Annotated in this window: 20 protein-coding genes; 3 read left to right on the top strand and 17 right to left on the bottom strand. The window is 73.4% G+C overall.

The window, feature by feature from the left end:
* Positions 1-14 precede the first annotated feature (14 nt).
* The 15 genes from FB453_RS07675 to FB453_RS07600 all read right to left on the bottom strand — a co-directional run bounded on the left by FB453_RS07675 (position 15) and on the right by FB453_RS07600 (position 13,499).
* The gene (locus tag FB453_RS07675; protein WP_145788639.1) at positions 15-476 is read right to left on the bottom strand and encodes a hypothetical protein; all 462 of its coding nucleotides are present in this window, start codon (positions 474-476) and stop codon (positions 15-17) included.
* Complete coding sequence (locus FB453_RS07670; protein ID WP_145788637.1) at positions 473-1,402, bottom strand: hypothetical protein; 930 nt, start codon at positions 1,400-1,402, stop codon at positions 473-475. The genes FB453_RS07675 and FB453_RS07670 overlap by 4 nt, the downstream gene beginning before the upstream one ends.
* Positions 1,399-1,914, bottom strand: coding sequence for a phage tail protein (locus FB453_RS07665; RefSeq protein ID WP_145788635.1), 516 nt, complete (start codon positions 1,912-1,914; stop codon positions 1,399-1,401). Before FB453_RS07665 ends, FB453_RS07670 begins: the two co-directional genes overlap by 4 nt.
* Positions 1,895-4,564 carry a putative baseplate assembly protein gene (locus FB453_RS07660; protein ID WP_145788633.1) on the bottom strand — a complete coding sequence of 890 codons (2,670 nt, stop codon included), beginning with the start codon at positions 4,562-4,564 and terminating at the stop codon, positions 1,895-1,897. The genes FB453_RS07665 and FB453_RS07660 overlap by 20 nt, the downstream gene beginning before the upstream one ends.
* Positions 4,561-4,995: a GPW/gp25 family protein gene (locus FB453_RS07655; protein ID WP_091398499.1), complete on the bottom strand. Its 435-nt coding sequence runs from the start codon at positions 4,993-4,995 to the stop codon at positions 4,561-4,563. Before FB453_RS07655 ends, FB453_RS07660 begins: the two co-directional genes overlap by 4 nt.
* The gene (locus tag FB453_RS07650; RefSeq protein WP_112590209.1) at positions 4,992-5,330 is read right to left on the bottom strand and encodes a hypothetical protein; all 339 of its coding nucleotides are present in this window, start codon (positions 5,328-5,330) and stop codon (positions 4,992-4,994) included. The genes FB453_RS07655 and FB453_RS07650 overlap by 4 nt, the downstream gene beginning before the upstream one ends.
* Positions 5,330-6,922, bottom strand: a complete 1,593-nt coding sequence (locus FB453_RS07645; RefSeq protein ID WP_145788632.1) for a contractile injection system protein, VgrG/Pvc8 family — start codon at positions 6,920-6,922, stop codon at positions 5,330-5,332. Before FB453_RS07645 ends, FB453_RS07650 begins: the two co-directional genes overlap by 1 nt.
* On the bottom strand, positions 6,919-7,791 hold the full coding sequence (locus tag FB453_RS07640; RefSeq protein WP_145788630.1) for a CIS tube protein: 873 nt from the start codon (positions 7,789-7,791) through the stop codon (positions 6,919-6,921). Before FB453_RS07640 ends, FB453_RS07645 begins: the two co-directional genes overlap by 4 nt.
* Positions 7,791-9,245 (bottom strand): hypothetical protein, encoded by a 1,455-nt coding sequence (locus FB453_RS34085; protein ID WP_186718103.1) that lies wholly within the window; start codon positions 9,243-9,245, stop codon positions 7,791-7,793. The genes FB453_RS07640 and FB453_RS34085 overlap by 1 nt, the downstream gene beginning before the upstream one ends.
* Positions 9,220-9,702, bottom strand: coding sequence for a phage tail protein (locus FB453_RS07625; RefSeq protein WP_030327509.1), 483 nt, complete (start codon positions 9,700-9,702; stop codon positions 9,220-9,222). Before FB453_RS07625 ends, FB453_RS34085 begins: the two co-directional genes overlap by 26 nt.
* Position 9,703: 1 nt before the next feature.
* Positions 9,704-10,966: a phage tail sheath family protein gene (locus tag FB453_RS07620; protein WP_112590216.1), complete on the bottom strand. Its 1,263-nt coding sequence runs from the start codon at positions 10,964-10,966 to the stop codon at positions 9,704-9,706.
* Between the two features lie 23 nt (positions 10,967-10,989).
* Positions 10,990-11,688 (bottom strand): carboxypeptidase-like regulatory domain-containing protein, encoded by a 699-nt coding sequence (locus FB453_RS07615; RefSeq protein WP_145788627.1) that lies wholly within the window; start codon positions 11,686-11,688, stop codon positions 10,990-10,992.
* A complete protein-coding gene (locus FB453_RS07610; protein ID WP_145788625.1) occupies positions 11,685-12,293 on the bottom strand; it encodes a glycine zipper family protein in 609 nt (202 codons plus the stop codon). The genes FB453_RS07615 and FB453_RS07610 overlap by 4 nt, the downstream gene beginning before the upstream one ends.
* A gap of 11 nt (positions 12,294-12,304) precedes the next feature.
* Positions 12,305-12,640, bottom strand: coding sequence for a hypothetical protein (locus tag FB453_RS07605; protein ID WP_112590221.1), 336 nt, complete (start codon positions 12,638-12,640; stop codon positions 12,305-12,307).
* A 142-nt stretch (positions 12,641-12,782) separates the two neighbouring features.
* On the bottom strand, positions 12,783-13,499 hold the full coding sequence (locus tag FB453_RS07600; RefSeq protein ID WP_486480199.1) for an LppM family (lipo)protein: 717 nt from the start codon (positions 13,497-13,499) through the stop codon (positions 12,783-12,785).
* A gap of 236 nt (positions 13,500-13,735) precedes the next feature.
* On the opposite strand from FB453_RS07600, the gene FB453_RS07595 reads away from it, so the two are divergent.
* Complete coding sequence (locus FB453_RS07595) at positions 13,736-14,200, top strand: NUDIX domain-containing protein (protein WP_145788623.1); 465 nt, start codon at positions 13,736-13,738, stop codon at positions 14,198-14,200.
* Here the strand turns inward: FB453_RS07595 and FB453_RS07590 are convergent.
* Positions 14,170-15,333 (bottom strand): FAD-dependent oxidoreductase, encoded by a 1,164-nt coding sequence (locus FB453_RS07590; RefSeq protein ID WP_145788621.1) that lies wholly within the window; start codon positions 15,331-15,333, stop codon positions 14,170-14,172. The two genes, FB453_RS07595 and FB453_RS07590, sit on opposite strands and share 31 nt — an antisense overlap.
* Positions 15,334-15,400: 67 nt before the next feature.
* Between FB453_RS07590 and FB453_RS07585 the strand changes: the two genes are divergently transcribed.
* Both FB453_RS07585 and FB453_RS07580 read left to right on the top strand, forming a co-directional pair.
* Positions 15,401-16,030, top strand: a complete 630-nt coding sequence (locus FB453_RS07585) for a TetR/AcrR family transcriptional regulator (protein ID WP_112590229.1) — start codon at positions 15,401-15,403, stop codon at positions 16,028-16,030.
* A 583-nt stretch (positions 16,031-16,613) separates the two neighbouring features.
* Complete coding sequence (locus FB453_RS07580) at positions 16,614-17,738, top strand: FUSC family protein (protein WP_112727187.1); 1,125 nt, start codon at positions 16,614-16,616, stop codon at positions 17,736-17,738.
* Positions 17,739-17,750: 12 nt separating this feature from the next.
* On the opposite strand, the gene FB453_RS07575 is transcribed toward FB453_RS07580, so the two are convergent.
* Positions 17,751-18,479, bottom strand: a complete 729-nt coding sequence (locus tag FB453_RS07575) for an alpha/beta hydrolase family protein (RefSeq protein ID WP_145788619.1) — start codon at positions 18,477-18,479, stop codon at positions 17,751-17,753.
* Between the last annotated feature and the right edge of the window lie 75 nt (positions 18,480-18,554).

Genomic DNA, 18,554 nt, shown 5'->3' with positions numbered 1-18,554 from the left:
CAGTCCGGGTCGGGTCAGGACGTGGCCACGACGACCGTGCAGCCGCCCAGGCCGGGGCAGACCAGGCCCACCTCGGTGGCCTGGTCGACGGCGATCTTCGCCACCGCGCCGGTGCCGTCGGCCGCCGGCTCGACCTCGTCGCGGATGGTGAGGTCGGCGTCGCCGGGTGCCGGGGCGACGACCGTGAACCGCGCCGCGCTGCGCAGCACCAGGGTGCGCAGCCCGCCGGGGTCCGCGACGCGCACCACGCAGCTGCCGGAGAACGCCAGCCGACCCGTCTCGTCGGCGCAGTCGGCGCTGACCGTCGCCGGGTCCACGGCGGACCGCTTGCCGCCCAGTGCACCCAACCGGTCAACGAACCCGTGCCGGGCCCCGGGATCACCCTGGTCGTCGCGGCCCGCGCCGACCGCGACCACGAACAGCGCCACCAGCAGGACGGCGAACAGCCCCAGCAACGCCTTCTGCCGACCACTCATCGCGCCACGGCCTGCGTCACGATCTCGGTGAACCGGATCGTGTCCACCCCGGCGAAGTAGGAGTTCGTGCCCTGCGTCTTGCCGACCACCAGCAGCGTCACCTGGTGGGGGCCCTTGGCGAGCCGGACCGTGCCGACGTCCAGGAACTCCGTCTTGCGCACCGTCGGCGTGAAGCCGAGGAACGTGCCGCCGACCTGGTTGCCGTCGATGGCGAAGACGGTGTTGGCGTAGTCGAGGGCCGTGGTGCGTACCGCGGCGAAACGCCAGGTGCCGTCGGCCGGGATCTGCACCGTCACGGTGACCTGATCGCCGATCGCCAGCCCCGTGAAGAAGAGCTGCTTGTCCCCGGACCAGGTCACCCCACAGCAGTTGGGCTGCGCGCCCACGGCCGCCTTGCTGTTCTGCGGCGACTTGATCACCGCACCCTCCACCAGGCTCTCCGCCTCGACGGTGACCACCCGCGGCTCGCCGGGGGCCGGCTCGCCGTCGCGGGTCAGCAACACCACCCCCACGGCGACCACCACCAGCACCAACGCCGCGGCGGCGGCGATCCACAACCACGGGGTACGCCGTGGCGGCGCGACCGCCCGCACCTCGTACGTGACCCGGCCGCTGGAGCGGGAGCTCTCCTCCGGCGCCGTGTTCGCCGAGTACGCGAACCCGGTCATGTCGTAGCGGCGGGGCGGGGTTCCGGCCGGCACGGCGAGCTTGACCAGGAACGACACCGAGCCCTGGCCGGGTACCACCCGTTGGGGTTCGGCGACGGTGAACCACGCCCGCTGGGAGCCGTCACCGGGTGCCACGTCGAACACCACGGTGTCCGGCGCGTTGCCCGGATTGGAGACGGTGAAGGTCAGCTCGCCGCTGTTGCGCGGGTCGACTGTGAACTGCTCGGCGGCGGCGACGACCGCCCACTCGGTGGTCATGACGACTCCTCTTCCAGGACGATCTCGACAGTGGCCGAGGCGGGCTTCTCCGCCTCGACGATGCGGGTGATCACGGCGAGCTGACCGGCGGCGGCAACCGGTATCCGCACCACGACGTGGAAGGCCCGCTCGGCGGGCTCGTCGATGGCGAAGCCCGACATCCCGGTGGCCAGCTCCAGGGCGCGGCGCATTCCGTAGGGGGTGCCGCGCCAGCGGGCCAGCAGGGCCGCGTTGGCCACCAGGTCGCGCAGCCGGCCCACCGGCAGCGGCAACGGGGTGTCCGGCCGGGGCGAGGCCACCACGTGGTCCATGGCCACCCAGCGGGTCAACCGCACGACCAGCCCGTCCGGCGCCCGGTACGGGTCGAACAGCGCGTCCACCTCGGCGAGGATCGCCTCGTCCGGGGCGTGCAGCCCTTCCATCACGTCCAGCAGCGCCCAGAGCACGCTGCCCGGCACGCAGGCCCGCTGGTAGGCGGCGGGCAGCAGCCGCTCAATCGCCGAGCGTCGCATCCTGGCGCACCACCTCGATGTCGTGCTCGCCGGAGCAGAGCAGCCAGGTATCGGGGACGGTCACCACGTCGGCGGTGGCCTGGTTGGCACTGGGCGTCCAGGTGACCGCGTCGGCGCTGCGGTGCACGCCGCGTTCGCCGCTGGCCAGGATCAACCGCTCCGCCGCGCCAGCGCCGCCGGCTGTCGTGCTGGCGGCCGTCGGGCCGCTCACCGCGATGGCGTCGACCGGCACGAACCGGGTCCGGTCCCGCAACGGCAACCCGCAGTTGACCGACACCGCCTGCCACTGCGGCTGGGCGGCCAGGGTGTCCAGCCGCAGCACCCCGCCGCTCTGCGTGGCCGCCACCGCCTGCTGGCCGGTGAACGCGAGGTCCCGGCAGGTGCCGCCGAGCCACCCGGCCTGCATCGACTGCCACTTCACGTCGGACTCGAACAGCCGGGTGCGGTGGCAGCCCTGGCCGGGCTTCTTCGGGTCCGGTTCGCCCGCGCCGCTCCACAGCAGGGTGGCCGGGCCGTCGTACTGCACGGCGAGGACCCGGTTGTCCACGTTGGCCAGACCGACGTGGGTGAAGCTGCCGGGTCGGCCGCCGCTGGTCGACAGGTACACCCCGAAACTGGCCTGGGCGGCCACCGCCACCCCCGGCGCGCCCCGCTCGGAGACGAACGTGCGGACCGCGTAGAAGCCCCGGTCGGCGTCGGACGGGTCGACCAGGATCTGCAACGGCACCGCCCCGGGCAGCAGCGACACCTCGTACAGGCCGGTGTCGGTGGCCACCAGCAGTGCGCCCGCGCCGTCGCGGTCCAGCCAGGCCACGTCGGAGATCCGCGAGTCCAGGTCGGTGAGCAGCGACCACGTCTCGCCCAGGTCGCTGCTCAGATGCACCCGGGAGCCGCCCGAGGCGCGCAGCGTCACCACGGCCACCGAGCCGGGACGAGCGACGATGCCCGGTCGCACCGGCGCGGGCGCGGGTGCCACCCGCAGCACCGTCTCGTCGTCGAAGCGACCGGCCGGTTCCCAGCCCGCGCCGCCGTTGCTGGAGCGGAACAGCACCGGGCCGCGCCCGGCGTACCAGGTGCGCGGCTGGTACTGGTCCACGGCGAGGGCGCGGACGTCGGCGTCGGGGGCCTCGTCGACCACGAACCGCACCGACTCGACGTAGCGCACCCCCGGCTCGGCGTGCTCCAGCAGCCGGTACACGTTGGACGCCCGCAGCGGCTCGCCGAACGGCCAGCCGGTCGGGTTGAGCGCGGTCGGCAGCGGACTCAACGTCTGGTGCAGCCGATCGTGGATGCGACGACGGACCGCGTCCACATCCTCCTCGCGGCGGACCACCACCCGGGCCCGCACTGACACCGCCTTGAACCGCGCCCAGGTGGCCCGGGAGCGGATGCCGACCATCCGGCGTTCCTCCAGGTCCGCCTCGACCCGGTGGCGCGCCTCGGGCACCTCGTGCTCGCGCAGCACCGCCACCGGCAGCCGACCGCCCGGTCGGGCAGCCGCCGGCACGTACGGCACCAGCACCACCTCGACCTCGCCCGGCCGGGCGAAGCTGTACACCGCCGCGCGGGTGAACGCCCGCGCCCGCGCCACCGCGCCGGAGCTGGTCGCGAGGACCTCGAAGTCGCGGGCGGTGACCGCCCGCTGCTGGGCGAAGAACTCGTACGGACCGCGCAGCAGCACCGACTCCAGCGCCTCCATCTCCCGGCCGCCGGCCGCCGGGGCGGGGTTGTCCACGCGTACCCCGGGTAGTGGGTCGCGCAGGCTGGTCAGCGTGCCCGCCGCCACGTTGCCGGTGGGCCCGCCACCGGCGCGGTACCAGAGCCGGATCTGCCGTCCGGCCGGCGGCACCGCCGCGACGGTCACCGGCGGTACGGTGCTCGTCGGCGTGGCCGCGTCGGCCGTGGCCTCGCCGTGGGTCGCCCCGGCGGGGGGTCGCAGGTCGAGGGCCGGGGCGAAGATGACAGTGCCGGAGCAGCGGTCGACCAGGTACGCCTTGGCCTGCGGACCGAGCCCGGCGAAGCTGTCCACCGGCTGCCAGATCTCGAACGTGCGGCCGTCGTGCTCGCGGGCCGCCGCGCCCAGCTCGACAGTGCCGGCCGGCACCTCCACCCCGAGCAGCAGGTCCAGCGCCTCGGCGGTGTGTGTCAGCGGCGCGTGCGTCGCGCGCAGCACCTGCCCCGGCTGGCCGGTGCCCACCCCGAGCAACTCCGCCTCGATCGGTTCGCAGTGGTGCATCCGTACCGTCACCGACGTCTCGTCGGCGGGCAGCAGCGTCGGCTCGGTGGTGACGAACACGACCGGCCGAGGGTCCGCGCCCCGGGCCGCGGCGACCCGCAGCCCGGCCGGGATCCGGACCGCACCGCGGTCGGTGCCGGTACGGGTGAACCGGACGTCCGCCCAGGCCGCGGTCGGCGCGTGCCGGGTGACCCCGAGCAGATTCAGAAACGAGACGTACGCCTTCTCCGGCAACTGGTTCAACCGGTAGATCATCACCTCGGTGAGGTGCGCGAACGTCTCCACCAGCGCCATGCCGGGGTCGTGCGCGGACAGGTCGGTCCACGCCGGGCAGGACTGGCGGATCCGTTCCCGGGCCTCGGTGACCAGGTCGAGGAAACCGCGATCGTCCAGATGCGGCACGGGCAGCGTCATGACGCTCCTCCCTGGGCGGGCTCGTCGACCGGGAGCAGATCCACTGAGAAGACCAGTTGCCCGGGTGTCAGGCTGGCCCGCACCCGGTAGTCCAACCGGATCACCAACCGCCACGCGTCGTCCGCGTCCGGCCCGGCGTCCACGTCGATCACCTCGACCCGGGGCTCCCACCGGGCGATGGCCTGCCGGACGTAGTGGATGGCCAGACCGGCAGTGGTGTCATCGTTGGGCGCGAAGACCAACCGGTGCAGCCGGGAGCCGTACCCGGGTCGCATCAACCGCTCGCCCGGCGTGGTCGACAGGAGCAGGAACAGCGCCTGCCGTACGCTCTCGTCGCCCTCGGTCATCGCCAGGCCGCCGGCCGCGGTGAGCGCCAACCCGCCGGTGCGGCCGGCGTCGAAGCCGGCGCCGACGAAGCGGAAGGCCCTCATCGGTCCGCCCCCAGGAACTGCTGGCGAGGGTCGCGCACCGTGTGCTTGACCAGCCCCGGCGGTGTGCCGTTGGTGAACCCCTCCAGGTGCGACAGCACCACCCGGTGCCCGTCGACGCGGACCCAGTCGCTGTAGCCGACCCGGACGGTCAGCGTCGTCGTGCACGGCTTGATGGTCGGGCCGTAGTTCGGGCAGGCAACGATTGTGCGTCCCTCCGGGTCGTCATCGACGAGCACGGGCACACCGGTGACGGTCACCCACTGCCGCGAGGGTCGGTTCTCGACCCGGCCGTCGTGATCGCAGGTGATCACGGAGTCACTGTGGATCCAGCGCATCAGCCGCCTCCTTTGTGGTGGGCGCGGGCGAGCGAACGGGCCTGCTCCGCCGCGGTGGTCGGGTCCTCGGTCGAGTCGGCGTGCAGGAAGTCCACGCTGCGGGCGCGCACCACCATGGCCCGGCCGGGTGCGGAGACCACCAGGTCGGACGCCGCGTGCAGGATGGCCAGGTCGGGGGTCAGCTCCAGGAAGCTGCCGCCCTCGGTGCCCAGCCGCAGACTGCGCCGCACGTCGTCGACGACGATCGACTGCCCGCCGGCCGTGCGCATCGTCCAGCGGCGGGCCTTTCCGTCGTCGATGCCCGCGTCGTACGGCTCGACGGCGCCGAACAGCGAACCGAGCACGATGCCCGAGGCCGGCTCGCCGCCGGGCAGCACCACCAGCACGGTGTCACCCGGATCGGGCAGCGCCACCAGACCCTTGCCCGGTCCCGCCCCGGGGCACAGCACGGCGAGCCAGCCGGCGTCCAGCTCCCCGTACGCCGGCAGGGTCAACCGGACCCGCCCCAGCCCGTCCGGGTCGGCGACGTCGGTGACGCTGCCGAGGGTGACCACCGCGCCGCCGGTCGGGGTCGCCGGGGTGGCCGGCGGCACCGTGGAGAAACGGGTCAGGTGCCCGTTGCCGTCCACCGTGTGCACCACCTCGGTCAGCACGTACGTCCCGGAAACCGGGTCGGGCACCCCGCCGAGGTCGACGCGGCGGCCCGGCCGTAGCGCCGGATCGCCCTCGGCCACCCCCTCGGCCGTGACCAGCGCCGCCGCCCGGGTGTCCAGCCGGGCCTGGGCCAGCGCCGCCAACTCGTCGTCGCTGCGGCCGGGCTGATCCACGGCGGTGCGAACGCCGCCGGCACCCACGTCGGTCGGGTCCGGCCGGTCGTCGACGGGTCGGCCGCAGCGCGCCTCGTCGACCTGCTGGCTGATCACCTCGGCCCGCTGCGGGTGCCAGCCCAGGGCCGCGCTGGCACCGCTGGCCTGGTCGGTGTTGGTGGACAGCCGTAGGGTGTGCACGCCCGCGCCGAGCGTCAACGCGATCGGCTCCCCGTAGCCGGCGAGGGTGATCAGCCGGACGCCGCCACCGTCGGCGGCCAGGTGCAGCCCGGCCCGGCCGGCCACCTCGCGCAGCAGCTCCAGATCGCTGTGCCGGTGCTGGAGCAGCCGCTCCAACCGAGGGCCGTCGACATCGGCGGTCACCGCCAGACCCACCGCACCGCACAGCTCCCGGGCCAGCTCGACGGCGGTCACCGAGGTGAAGACCCGCAACCCCTGCCGCTTGCGCAGCCGGTGCAGCGGGTCGTACGCCCGCAGCCGCAGCACCGCCGCCCCGTCGGCGGCGTACTCCACCTCCACGCAGGTGACCTCACCGGTGAACAGGGCGTCCGCGTGGTCGGCGAGCCGTACGTCCAGCGCCGTGCCGGGGCGCACCGCCGGGTCGAACGCGCCGCTCCCGGCGGTGGTGGCGAGGACCAGCTCGGCCTGGGTGGGCTGGTTGAGCCGGGCCGCCACCCGCAGTGCGCGGACCCGCTGACGAGCCGCGCCCACCAGCTCGACGCCGTCGAGCAGGACGATCAACGCCCGGGGCGCAACGCTGGTCATGGCGTACCTCCCAGGTTGCCGGACGCGCTCGGCGCCGCGGCGGTCGGGCCGGTCGCCGCGTTCCACGGCGCGTCGGCGATCGAGGCGCCCAGGTACGACGCTCCCGCGCCCACCACACCCGCCACCGCCCGCGCCAACCCGGTCGCCGAACCGGTGCCGGCGCTCGGTGGCACGGCGAGGGTGGTGCCGGCCGGCACGGCCAGGGGATCGGTGATCCGGTTGTGTTCGGCCAGCAGCCGCCAGCGCAGCGGCGAACCCAGCGCGTCGTTGGCCAGCAGATCGAAACGCACACCGGAGCGACCCGGCTCGGCAGCGCCGTCACCGGCGGCGATCACCGCGCTGCCCGGCGCGGCGGTCGGGGTGCTCGCGGCGGCCAACTCCTCGGCGAAGCCGGCCTCGGCCTGATCGGCCGTCTCGGCGGCGCGGACCAGCTTCAGCCGCAGCCAGGACCGCCGGGGCGACCCGGTGCCGGTGAACGCGTCGAACCGTTCCGCCACCGCGATGATCACACCCGGAACGTTCCAGGTCTTGCCCCAGACCAACCGGACCAACGGCGGCCGCAGCCAACCGTGCTCGGCCGTGGAGTTCTCCGCGAGCATCCACAGCGGACGGGTGAGCACCCGGACATCGGCCGGACGTAGTTGCGCCTCCACGAAATCGACGTCGAAGAGCAGGTCGAGCACCAGCTCGGTACGGCCACCGCCGGTGAAGACCAGCGGATCGTCGGCCAGACCGGACCCGGTGAGCTGTCCGCCGCCGGCACCCCGCTGCCGTACGCCGGCGAGCCGGGTCACCTGCACGGTCTCCGGGTTGAGCAGGCAGTCCACCCGAACGCCTGAGGAGTCGATGAGGAAGGCGACGCGTTCCATCAGTCACCCGCCTGTTCCCGGTCCAGTCGGGTCAGCTGGACGGTGTCCACCGCCGCGCCGGCGACCGACCACAGTGTGGTGTCGTCCGGCAGGGCCGGCCACGGGTCGACGCTCCGCGCCGCCGCGTTGGGCGGTCCGTCGATGCCCGTCGCTCGTCCGCCGCCGGGCGTTCCCGTCCCGGCGTCGCGAAGCGCGGCCGGGTGTCCGGGTGGTGCCGGTTCGCCGGGCAGGGCCAGCCAGGGGCCACCGCCCGCGAGGCGATCCAGGTCGCCGCGCGCAGAGGCCGACGGGTCTCCGGCGCTCGTCGCCGTCGAACCGGTCCAGGACGCGTCGGCCCCTCCCCGGTTCGGCCCGTTCAGAAGGTGGTGCACAGCCACTGCGTCCACTGGTGACGTCCGGGTCGCGCTCGGTGCATCGCCACGCAGATGCCCGCTCTGGTCCTCCCTGGGCGAGGGCTGACCGTCCGAGTCGCCCCGGAACCCGTCGCGACCACCCGAGAGCCGGTCGGCGGTGGGTCGTACGGGGGGCGAGCCGGTGGAACGCCCGTGGTCAACCTCGCCGGACCACCGTGTGTCCACTGGCGGGTGTGAGGTGGTTCGGGTGGCTTCGGCTTCGGCCTCAGCCTGGTACGGGCGGCTGCTCGACGAACTGTGCGGCCCGAAGACCATGGAGCGGACCGGCTGTCGGCGGCCGTCCGTCCGGGCCAGCCCGCTCGCGTCGAGGGCCGTGGTGTCGGAGGCCGGGGTGTCGAGGGCTGTGGTGGCGCCGCGGGCCGCCCGGCCCACCGGCGGCACCGCCGCCCCCGGTCCCGCCGGCCAGGTCGAACCGGCTGGCGGGGTCGAGGGGTCCGGCCAGGTGGATCCGGCCGGCGGGGTCGTCAGGTCCGAGCTGGACGAAGGCGTCCGGTCGCCGGCAGCACCGGTCCCCGTACCGTCGGGCTGGTCACCAGCCCGCGACGAGCGGCCCGACCTGCCGGTTCGGCCCTCGGCCTGCGACCTCGTCGGCCCCTTGTCCCCGCTCGCACCGGGACCACCCACGTCCCCCTCGTTGCCGGACCTGCCGGACCTGCCGAGCCCGCCGGACCTGCCGGACCTGCCGAGCCCGCCGGACCTGTCGGGCTCGCCGGACCTGGCGTTCGTGACCGGGTCCGCATCGTCGGCGTCGACAAGACCGGTCGATTCGCCCTGCCCGCCGCTCCGGGCCCCTGCCTCGGCGTTGCCGGTCGGGGACGGGTCAAGATCCAGGTCGTGCAGCAGACCGGGCGCGTGGGCGGCGACCAGGTCCAGCCAGTGCCGCGGCGGCTCCCCGAAACGGCGTGGTGTCGCCTCGGGTGTCTGCGACGGCTGCGGAAGGTGGCCGGCGGGCTCGACCCGCCCGGCGAGGCGCTGCACCGCCCCGGCCGCCGAGCGCAGCCGGCCGGCCAGCCAGCTACGCGGGCGTCGGCGCGGTGGCACCGCCGGTCTCCAGCTCCAGGCCCTCGTAGCGCAGGGTCAGCGAGGCGATGGCGATCTCGTGGCTGAGGGTGTTGAGGTGTGCCCCGCGCCACCGGGTCGGCCAGGCGTCGATCAGGTTCCAGCGCAGCACCTCGGCCGTCCCGACCGAGTCGAGCAGCACCACCGAGACGTTGCGTCGGTTGAGGGTGCCCTGGGCGGTGGCGTTCACCCAGTCCCACAACTCGCGGGAGGCGGTGAGGCCGAAATGCAGCGTCACCGGCTCGTACTCGGCCTGACCGGGCACCATCCGCATCCGACCCAGGCCGTGCTCCCGGTACGGCTGCCCGGGGATGTTCACCTCCAACCCGGTCATCTCGGTGAAGTGGCCGTTGGTGACGCCGTTGATGAGCAGTCGGAAGTTGTACGCCCGGTACGGGTCGACCGGGGCCCCGGGTTGCGGGGTGGCGGTGGTGGGCATGTCAGCCTCCGATCGTCTCGGTCTCGGTGCCGCCGGCCCACTGGCTCAGCTTGAACACCACGAACTCGGCGGGCTTGACGACCGCGATGCCGATGTGGGCGATCACCATGCCCGCGTCGCGGACGTCCGGTGGGTTGGTCTCCTCGTCGCACTTGACGAAGAACGCCTCCTCGGGGCTGCGTCCCAGCAGCGCGCCGTCCCGCCAGACCCGGGTGAGGAACGCCCCGATGTCGCGCCGGATCGAACGCCAGAGGGTGAAGTCGTTGGGCTCGAACACCATCCAACGGGTGCCGTTGGCGATGGCCTGCTCGATGGCGATGCTGAGGCGTCGGACGTTGAGGTAGCGCCACTCGCTGGCCTCGGCGGCGAGCGTACGGGCGCCCCACACGCGGATGCCCTCGCCAGCGAAGTAGCGGATCACGTTGACACCCTTGGGGTTGAGGACGTCGTGTTCCGGTCGGGTGACCAGGTAGCCCAGGTCGACGGCGCCGCGCACCGGCTCGTTGGCCGGTGCCTTGTGCACCCCGCGCAGGGCGTCGGTGCGGGCCCAGATGCCGGCCAGGTGCCCGCTCGGCGGGGTGAGTTCCAACTCCCCGCTGATCGGGTCGCGCACCCGCAGCCAGGGGTAGTAGAACGCGCCGAACTCGGACTGTCGCGGCCGGTAGGCGGCCCCCTCGTGGCCGCCGGAGCCACCCGGCTGGGCCGGACCGCCGCCGGGACCGCCGGCCGCGCCGCCGCCCGTACCCTCGGCGGGCTTGGGGGGTTTGCCGGAGGACGGCGTGGCGACCCGGGTCAACGCGGAGATATCGTCGATGTCGGGTGCCGGGTCGCAGATCGCGACCATGGTGCGGGTGCGCTCGGCCATGCTGAGCAGCGCCTCGTGGGACACCACGTCGTGGAAACCGGGCGCGGCGATGATGGAGATCTCGTCGACGGCCTCCAGCAGTTGCAGACCGCCGCGCCGCTGCCCGGTGCCGGTGATCGCGCCACCCTCGCCGACGTTGACCACCCAGCAGCGGGCACCCCCGTTGTCCAGGAAGCCGAAGACCGCCCGGGCCAGCGGGGTGCTCTCCACCCGCTCCCCACCGGCGAAGAGCCGCAGGAACTCCGTCCAGTTGTTGACCGGCACCGCCTTGCCCAGGTGGGCGGAGCGGTCCGGGGCGACGCCGACGAAGGCGGCGATGCTGGTGCTCGCCGGCCCGATCGGTCGGGCGCCGCTGGGGACCTCCTCGACATAGATGCCGGGGGAGAAGTAACTGGGCATCGGTCCTCCTGTGCCTGTGGGTGTCAGTGGGTCGGTGGCGCGCAGACGATGACGATGTCGTCCTCGGCCGGGTCGACGTCGGCGGTGAGGACGAGCCCGCGTCCGGTCAGCCGCAGCCGGACCGGGCTCGGATGCTCGGGGTCGTGCGGGACGCCGACGATCAGGAACCGGCCCTCGGTGTCGGTGCGGGTGGCGGACCCGGTGCCGGGCAGTTCGACCCGCATCGCGGCCAGTGGCTGCTCCTGGGGGCCGACCACCCGCCCACTGAGGCTGCGTACGTCGAGTTGCCGCAACCGCAGCGGTTGCAGCACCGGCGGCGCGGCCGGAGTCGGGTGGTCCACCTGCGCCGCCACGTCGATCAGCAGCGCCGGTCGGGGCGCCGTGCCGAAGGCCGCCCACAGTGGTGGATCGCCGGCCTCCAGCACGACCGGGTAGCTGCCGTCGCTGGTCGCGGCGGTGAGCACCCGGTCCAGCCGGGGCAACCCGGCCGGACCGGTGACGCAGAGCAGGTGGCGGACAGTGAACCGGTACGGTTCGCGGACCGCGCCGCTGGAGCGGGTCTGCCGGGCCGGGCGCAGCTCCATCGGCCAGAGGGTGAGCCCGTCGGCGTCGTCGCACGCGCGGGGCGGGCCGACCGGGACCGGTTCCCCCGCCGCGCTGGTCACCCAGGCGACCAGCGCGGCGGTGGCGGTCTCGATCGGTCCGCGCCCGTGGGTGGTCATCGCGGCGGCGTCCCCTGGATCCGGTACGCGATGGCCTCGTTCCACACGTGCGGGTAGACGCCGATCTCGAAGTACCGGGTGAAGCGGTTGATCGGCGCGTTGGTGTGGTCGTGGTAGAGCAGCCACACCGGCGCGATGGTGAACAGGACGTAGTTGGCCAGGACGAGGGGGATGTAGAGCGGCCCGAGCAGGCGGCCCTGGAAGATGTGCACGTCCTCGTGCCGCTGGATGCCGGAGCTGGAGCCGGCGCAGACGGTGCCGATGGTGGTGGCGTAGCGGGGTGAGACCCCCTCCACCACGCTGACCCGACCGCTGTTCAGTGACGTTGGCCGGTCCAGTGAGTGCCCGAAGATCAGGTGCACGGTCAGGTAGATGGCGCCGACGACAGTGTTGAGCAGACTCCAGGTGTGGTCGACGACGAAGAGGAAGATGCCGCGGGCGTCCGAGGCGTACACCCCGGCGGAGGCCACCGACCAGCCGAAGACCGCGCCGACCACCAGGCCCACGACGGCGCCGATCAGCAGCCCGATCGAGCCACCGGCGAGGAAGCCGAGCAGGGCGGCGAAGGCGACCTGGATGGCTGCGCTGAGAATTCCGAAGACCATGACGACACCCCTCAGACCCAGGAACGGAAGACTCGGGGCTCACGACCGCTCGCGACCTGGGTCGGCGTCGCCTGTCGGTTGCCGGGCGGGAACTGGTTGACGCCGAGCGCGGCGGAGAAGATGACCAGCGCGTTGAAGAACGCGATGATCCACTTCTCGCCGCCGGCGTCGTCGGCGAATGCCGCTGTCACGTAGGACAGCAGCAGCGCGATGGCGATGGCGATCCACTTGCGGAGCTTGTCGCCGCTCGGGCCGATCAGCCCGCCGATGACGTTGGTGGCCAGCAGGGTGGCGGCGCTCGCGCCGGCGATGGTCCCCAGGGCTGCCCAGGTGAAGAGATCGTTCATGACGATCCCCCTTCTGCGATGGTGCGACCGGGATGTGGTGGTGGTGAGGTCCGGTGCCCTGCGGGGAGCACCGGGGCCGGTCGCCGTCGTTTCGGGGGCGGCCGGGGCCGGGCGTGGCCGGCTGAGCCGGCCACCAGATGGATCAGCCGGGCCCCGGGGCGCCGGCGGGCGGGCCCGGCGGCGGGGTCGGACCGGGCGCAGCCGGCGCCGCGGGGTGACGGCGGCGAGCCAGGAGTACGCCCACCGCGGCGAGCAGCAGCAGGAGGAGGACACCGCCGACGACCAGCAGCCAGGGGAATCCGCCGTCGTCCTGCTCGCCGGCGGCAACCGGCGAGGTGGACGGTCGTGGTGGCGCCTCGGCCACGGCCCGCAGCTCGGCTGGTTTCTCCTGGTTGGGATCGACCTTCCAACTGACCGAACGGCCGTTGACGGTGCCATTGCTATCGATCACTCGGCCGGGAAATGTCACCGAGATCTCGAACGACATGAGCTTGAGGAACGCCTGCTGGTTTTGCGGATTCTGTTCCGCAACCTTTCCGCCATATTTCTTGGGATCGAGCGGCAGCGTGAAGCGGTACAGGTCGCCGTCCCTGACCAGTTTCACGCTCTCGGTGTCGAAACCAGCCAGCGGCGCCTTGCGGTAACTGATCTGGGAGCCGTAGAAAGTGGCGTCCTGGTAAAGGGTTTCCTCGCCCGCCGGTAGGGCGGGGATGTTCTGCCGCAACTCCGCGAAGGCGACCGGAAGGTTTTTGTTACGACCGCTCAGCACGGACTTCTGGGCCGTCAGCAGGAGCTGCCCGTCGACAGTGTCGTCGGCGTTGACTGTCAACCCCATGTTGAGTTGCATGCAGCCGCTCAACGCGGCGAGAAGAAGGAGGCACACCGCGACGCGGAGTGCCCTACCGCGGTTGACTCTCCTGTTCATGGGCTCAGTGTGTGTGATCGCTTTCACCATCAGCAGTCAGCGATCGGTCACAACGAAGTCGCCGATTGTACCGGCGCACTGTCGCCTTTGATTAGCCCCGACGGCGATCCGAATGACTATTCTGGAGCTTTGGGGCCACGACGGTTCCCCGTCGGCCGTAGTCTGGTCGGATGAGAATTGTCGCGTGCGTCCTGCTGGTAGATCCCGACGGGCGGCTGCTCTTGCAACTGCGCGACGGCGACGCGACGCACCACCCGAACGTGTGGGGGCTGCCCGGCGGCCACGGCGAACCGGGGGAGACGCCGGAGCAGACCGCCGAGCGGGAGTTGTTGGAGGAGACCGGCCTGCGGGCCGACGGGCCACTGCACCCGGTCGCCGTGCAGTCGCTGCCCGAGCTGGCCCGGGTGAAGCACTACTTCCTCGGCAGCACCAGGGCTCGGCAGGAGGACGTGGTGCTCGGCGAGGGCGCGGCGATGCTCTTCGTCCCCGGTGCCGAGGTGCTCAACGGTCGTCAGTGGACGCCGGGCACCGTTGAGGTGTTGACCAAGTTCCTCGCCTCACCGGAGTACGCCGCAATGGCCACCGGCCGGATCGCCGGGCCAGCTCAGCCCGCCGGCGGTCTCCAGTCCGCGTAGCGGGCCATGCTGCGCAGCGCCACCCGGCCCGGGGTGAGCCGCAACGCGACGGTCCGCATCGCGAAGGCAATCGGGTTGTGCAGCTGCTGTCCGAACCGCCCTGCGACGTAGGAGGCACGGGCGACGGACTGGCTGCGTGGTCGACGCTGCGCGTCGTACGCGGCCAGGGCGGCGGGCACTCCCTCGGCGCCGCCGGCGCAGACCGCGCCGAGCACCACAGCGTCCTCGATGGCCTGCCCGGCGCCCTGCCCGAGGTTGGGTGTCATCGGATGGGCGGCGTCGCCGAGCAGCGCCACCCGGCCCCGCACGTACGAGGGCAGCGGCTTGGCCAGGTAGTGGATGTCGTTGCGGAGCACGGCATCGGGTGGGGTCGCCGCGAGAAGCGCCGGGATGGGGTCGTGCCAGTCGCCGAAGCGCTCCCGCACGGCCGCCAGCTCGTCGGGGGCGTGACCGCCCGGCGGGGCGTTCAGCGCGCCGTACCAGTAGAGCTGGCCGTCGCCGATCGGCACCATGCCGAACTCGGCCCCCGGCCCCCAGGTGATGGCGGCCGGGATCGGATCGGGAAAGGCGATGGCCGCCCGCCACGTCGTCGATCCGGCGTACACCGGGCCGGGGTGTTGCGGCCAGAGCTGGGCGCGGACCCGGCTGCGCAGGCTGTCGGCGCCGACCACCAGATCGGCGCTGAGGGTATGTGCGCCGTCCGGGCCCTGATAGTGCACCTCGGCGCGGTCCGGGCTGGACTCGACGTGCTGCACCGTGGCGTTGGTGTGCAGGGACGAGGCCGGCAGGGCCTCGCGCAGCGTGCGGTGCAGCGTGGCCCGGTGCACGCCGAGCGCAGTGGTGCCCAGCTGCCTGATCATCTCCGAGGCGTCGATCCGGGACAACCATCGCCCGTGGCGGTTGCGGATCCCGCCGGGTGCCCCGCCGTGTCCACCTTGGCGCAGGGCCGGGCCGAGACCGAGGGCGTCCACCCCGCGTACCGCGTTGGACATCAGGCTCAGGCCGGCACCGACCTCGCGCATCTCGGGGGCGCGCTCCAGCACGGTGACCCGCCACCCGTGCCGGTGCAGGGCGAGCGCCGCGCTCAACCCGCCGATGCCGGCGCCCACCACCACCGCGTGTGAGTCGTCCATGTCGATCCTCCTTCTACATCTGTAGAAGAGTGATACTACCTGCGGACCACCGGAAGAGAGGAGTGCCATGACGGCGCGGGCGAACAGGATCGCGACGCTGACCGACGCGGCCATCGAACTGATCGCCGACGGTGGCATGCGAGCCCTGACCCACCGGGCGGTCGACGGCCGCGCCGAAATGCCGCCGGGCACCACCTCCGCGTACCTGCGGACCCGACAGGCGCTGATCGAGGCGGTCGTCGGACGGCTCGCCGAACGGGACCGGGCCGACCTGGCCGCGTACGACCTGCCGACCGGCCCGCCACCCCCGACCCCTGCCCCCCGGCTCGACAGCGGCGACCTCGACGCGCTCGCCGCCGGCGTCGCCGAGGTGCTCGACCGCTGGTTGAGCACCGGACGCAGCCGGAGCCTCGCCCGCTACGCCTGCCTGCTGGAGGCGGTGCACAGGCCCGAGCTGCGCGGCATCCTGCAACACGGCACCGGCCTGCGGGTGCAGGCCCGGGACCTGCTGACCCGGGCCGGGGCCACCGACCCCGACCGGCAGGGCGACCAGTTCGTGGCGTTCGTGGACGGGCTGCTCTTCGACCGACTGGCCGGCGCGGGCGCGCTCAGCGCCCCACCGCCCGGCACCGCGGCCAGCCGGGCCGACCTGAGCGCCGCCGTCCGTACGCTGCTGCGCGCCCTCACCGGAAGCTGACCCGACCGGCGCCGTTCGGCGAGCGGGTCGGCGGCCCTGTCGTGCACGGGTCCGGCAGCGCGCGGACCCGACGGTGGCCGGCTCTGGTGGCGTGCGGGCCCGCTGCTGTGCGGGCCTGACGGTGGCCGGGCCTGGTGGTGGTGTGCGGGCCTGGCTGCGTGCGGGCGCGTCGGCGCGCTGGCACTCGGCTGGCCGGAAGCAGCCCGGTGATCAGGTCCGACGCGTGATGGGAGACGATCGCCCCGGGATGCCGTGGGCCGCCGGCATGTGCCGCGGACCGGTCCTTTGGACCTGATTCGTTTACGGCATCAGCTCCAAAGGGAGCGGACGGCGTGCTGCGGTGGGCCGGCGGCGTGGCGTCGGACCTTTGGCGGTGTGCCGTCGTGAGCTGGTGGTGTCTGTCGTGACCTGACAACGCCGCGCCGCGCCGCGCCGTGCCGCGCCGGTGGTGTGGTGTGGTGTCGCGGGTTGGCGGCGTGCCGGCGTGCGCTGGTGGCGGGTGTGGTGAGCTGGCGGCCTGGCGTCGGGTCGGGGTGGCGGGCCGGGGTGGCGGGCCGGTCGGCGTGGGTGGGAGAGGTTGGGAATGGTGCGGTTCAGCGGCCTGCGGACGGCCGGCGGGCGGCTGCGGCACGGCTGGCGGCCGGTGCTGGAGGCGACCGTCGCGGCGACCGTGGCATGGCTGTTGGCTACCCGGTTGCTCGGGCACCCGCAGCCCTTCTTCGCGCCGGCCGCCGCGCTTATCGTCCTCGGGCAGGCCCGGGGGCAGCGCATCCGCCGGGCCGTCGAGGTCATCCTCGGTGTCGCCGCCGGGGTGCTCGTCGCGGACCTGGTGGTGCAGGCGCTCGGCCCGGGCAGCACCTGGACGGTGTTCACCGTCATCCTGCTCACCGTCCTCCTCGCGGTGGCCTTCGGCGCCACCGGCGTGACGCTGGTGCAGGCGGCGGTCTCCGCGCTCTACCTCGTGGTGGTCGCACCGCCGGACGGCTCGTTGGTGCCGTTCCGCTTCGTCGACGCGCTGGTCGGCGGCGCGGTCGCCCTCGCGGCCAGCCTGCTGGTCGACGCCCGGCATCCGCTGGCGCCGCTGGTCGCCGAGGTACGGCGGACCTTCGACGAGTTGGCCGGGCTGCTCGGCGGGATCGCCGACGCGTTGGACGACCGCGACGAGCCGGCGGCGGTCGCCGCGCTGAGGCAGGCGCGGGGGATGGACGCCCGGGTGGACGGGCTGCGCGACGGTGTGCTGGCCGCCGGTGAGGCGCTGCGGCTCAACGTCCGCCGACGTCGGCACATCGGTCGGCTGCGCTCGGTGGACGAGTCGATCCGGCAGATCGACTACGCGGTCCGCAACGTCCGGGTGCTGGCCCGTGCGGGCGTGACCCTCAGCCGGCTGCATACTCCGGCCCCGCCCGAGCTGGGCGCCGCCCTGCGGTCACTGGCCGAGGCGGTCCGTCAGGCCGGTGCCGCCCTCGCCGCGGACCTGGACGGGCAGGAGGAGACCGCCGACCGGCACGCCACCCGGGCCGACGAGTCGGCGTTGGCCGCGGTGCACGCCGCCGGGCAGCTCTTCGGTCCCACGCAGACCCTCCCCTTAGCGATGATCATCGGTCAGGTCCGGGCCACGGCCATCGACCTGCTGCGGGGCGTCAACCCGGAGGACGACGCCGCCGTCCTCGCCCGCGTCGACGACGCCCTCGGCCTCCCGCCGGTCTGACGGCTGCACCGCTCAACGGTGGTTCCCCGCCCGTGGAGGACGGGCGGTGAGCCAGGCGACGGCGGAATCGCGGATCGGGGCGGGGATGTCGTGGCCACCGGGGAACTCCTGGTACGTCACGTCGTAACCGAGATTGTGCAGGCGGGGGACGAGACGGCGGCTGCACACGTCGATGGGCAGCACCCGGTCGTCGACGCCGTGCGAGATGAAGATCCGTGGCTGGCCGTGGGTGACCGGTGGCGCGGCGAAACCGGGGGAGAAGGCCAGCACCGTGTCAACCAGATCCCCGTTCGCCAGGCCCAACGACAGCGCGTACGAGGCGCCGTCGGAGAAGCCGCCGACCGTCACGTCGGCCACCAGGTAGGTGTCGAAGACGGTCGCCAACAGCCCGTCGATGCGCCCCACGTCCGCACCGAAGCCACCGGCGATCAGGTCCCAACTGGCCGCTGACGAGTCCGGGGCGACCAGCAGCAGGTGCTGCGCGTCCGCCACCGGCAACAGCAGGTCCAGCCCCTGTTGCGCCGAACCGCCCGCACCGTGCAGGAGCAGCACCAACCGGTACGCCGAACCGTCGGTCGCGGGCTCCGGGGCGTACCCCAGGGCCAGCCGGTCACCGTCGGGGCCGGTCATCGGCACCAGCCCGGTGCGGCCCGACGCCACCGGCGGGTGGCGGCGGGCGGTCAACCGGCCGTCCCGAGGGCTCGGCGCCGGGTCCCAGTGCGACGGCGCGGAGTCGGACACGGGTCGGCGCTCCTTACGGTGGACGAAAGGTCCGACGCGGTTACCCGGCCCGTACGGGGTTAACCGTCAGTGTGC

The organism is Micromonospora sp. CNZ322 (genome assembly GCF_007827755.1).
This window is presented reverse-complemented; position numbering and strand designations above follow the sequence as displayed.

What these genes read in the sequence shown, in the direction of transcription:
- FB453_RS07645 (WP_145788632.1), bottom strand. Translation starts at nt 6,922, where the DNA reads ATGACCAGCGTTGCGCCCCGGGCGTTGATCGTCCTGCTCGACGGCGTC.
- FB453_RS07650 (WP_112590209.1), bottom strand. Translation starts at nt 5,330, where the DNA reads ATGCGCTGGATCCACAGTGACTCCGTGATCACCTGCGATCACGACGGC.
- FB453_RS07580 (WP_112727187.1), top strand. Translation starts at nt 16,614, where the DNA reads ATGGTGCGGTTCAGCGGCCTGCGGACGGCCGGCGGGCGGCTGCGGCAC.
- FB453_RS07655 (WP_091398499.1), bottom strand. Translation starts at nt 4,995, where the DNA reads ATGAGGGCCTTCCGCTTCGTCGGCGCCGGCTTCGACGCCGGCCGCACC.
- FB453_RS07640 (WP_145788630.1), bottom strand. Translation starts at nt 7,791, where the DNA reads ATGGAACGCGTCGCCTTCCTCATCGACTCCTCAGGCGTTCGGGTGGAC.
- FB453_RS07620 (WP_112590216.1), bottom strand. Translation starts at nt 10,966, where the DNA reads ATGCCCAGTTACTTCTCCCCCGGCATCTATGTCGAGGAGGTCCCCAGC.
- FB453_RS07615 (WP_145788627.1), bottom strand. Translation starts at nt 11,688, where the DNA reads ATGACCACCCACGGGCGCGGACCGATCGAGACCGCCACCGCCGCGCTG.
- FB453_RS07660 (WP_145788633.1), bottom strand. Translation starts at nt 4,564, where the DNA reads ATGACGCTGCCCGTGCCGCATCTGGACGATCGCGGTTTCCTCGACCTG.
- FB453_RS07670 (WP_145788637.1), bottom strand. Translation starts at nt 1,402, where the DNA reads ATGACCACCGAGTGGGCGGTCGTCGCCGCCGCCGAGCAGTTCACAGTC.
- FB453_RS07605 (WP_112590221.1), bottom strand. Translation starts at nt 12,640, where the DNA reads ATGAACGATCTCTTCACCTGGGCAGCCCTGGGGACCATCGCCGGCGCG.
- FB453_RS07610 (WP_145788625.1), bottom strand. Translation starts at nt 12,293, where the DNA reads ATGGTCTTCGGAATTCTCAGCGCAGCCATCCAGGTCGCCTTCGCCGCC.
- FB453_RS07665 (WP_145788635.1), bottom strand. Translation starts at nt 1,914, where the DNA reads ATGCGACGCTCGGCGATTGAGCGGCTGCTGCCCGCCGCCTACCAGCGG.
- FB453_RS07595 (WP_145788623.1), top strand. Translation starts at nt 13,736, where the DNA reads ATGAGAATTGTCGCGTGCGTCCTGCTGGTAGATCCCGACGGGCGGCTG.
- FB453_RS07625 (WP_030327509.1), bottom strand. Translation starts at nt 9,702, where the DNA reads ATGCCCACCACCGCCACCCCGCAACCCGGGGCCCCGGTCGACCCGTAC.
- FB453_RS07585 (WP_112590229.1), top strand. Translation starts at nt 15,401, where the DNA reads ATGACGGCGCGGGCGAACAGGATCGCGACGCTGACCGACGCGGCCATC.
- FB453_RS07675 (WP_145788639.1), bottom strand. Translation starts at nt 476, where the DNA reads ATGAGTGGTCGGCAGAAGGCGTTGCTGGGGCTGTTCGCCGTCCTGCTG.
- FB453_RS07590 (WP_145788621.1), bottom strand. Translation starts at nt 15,333, where the DNA reads ATGGACGACTCACACGCGGTGGTGGTGGGCGCCGGCATCGGCGGGTTG.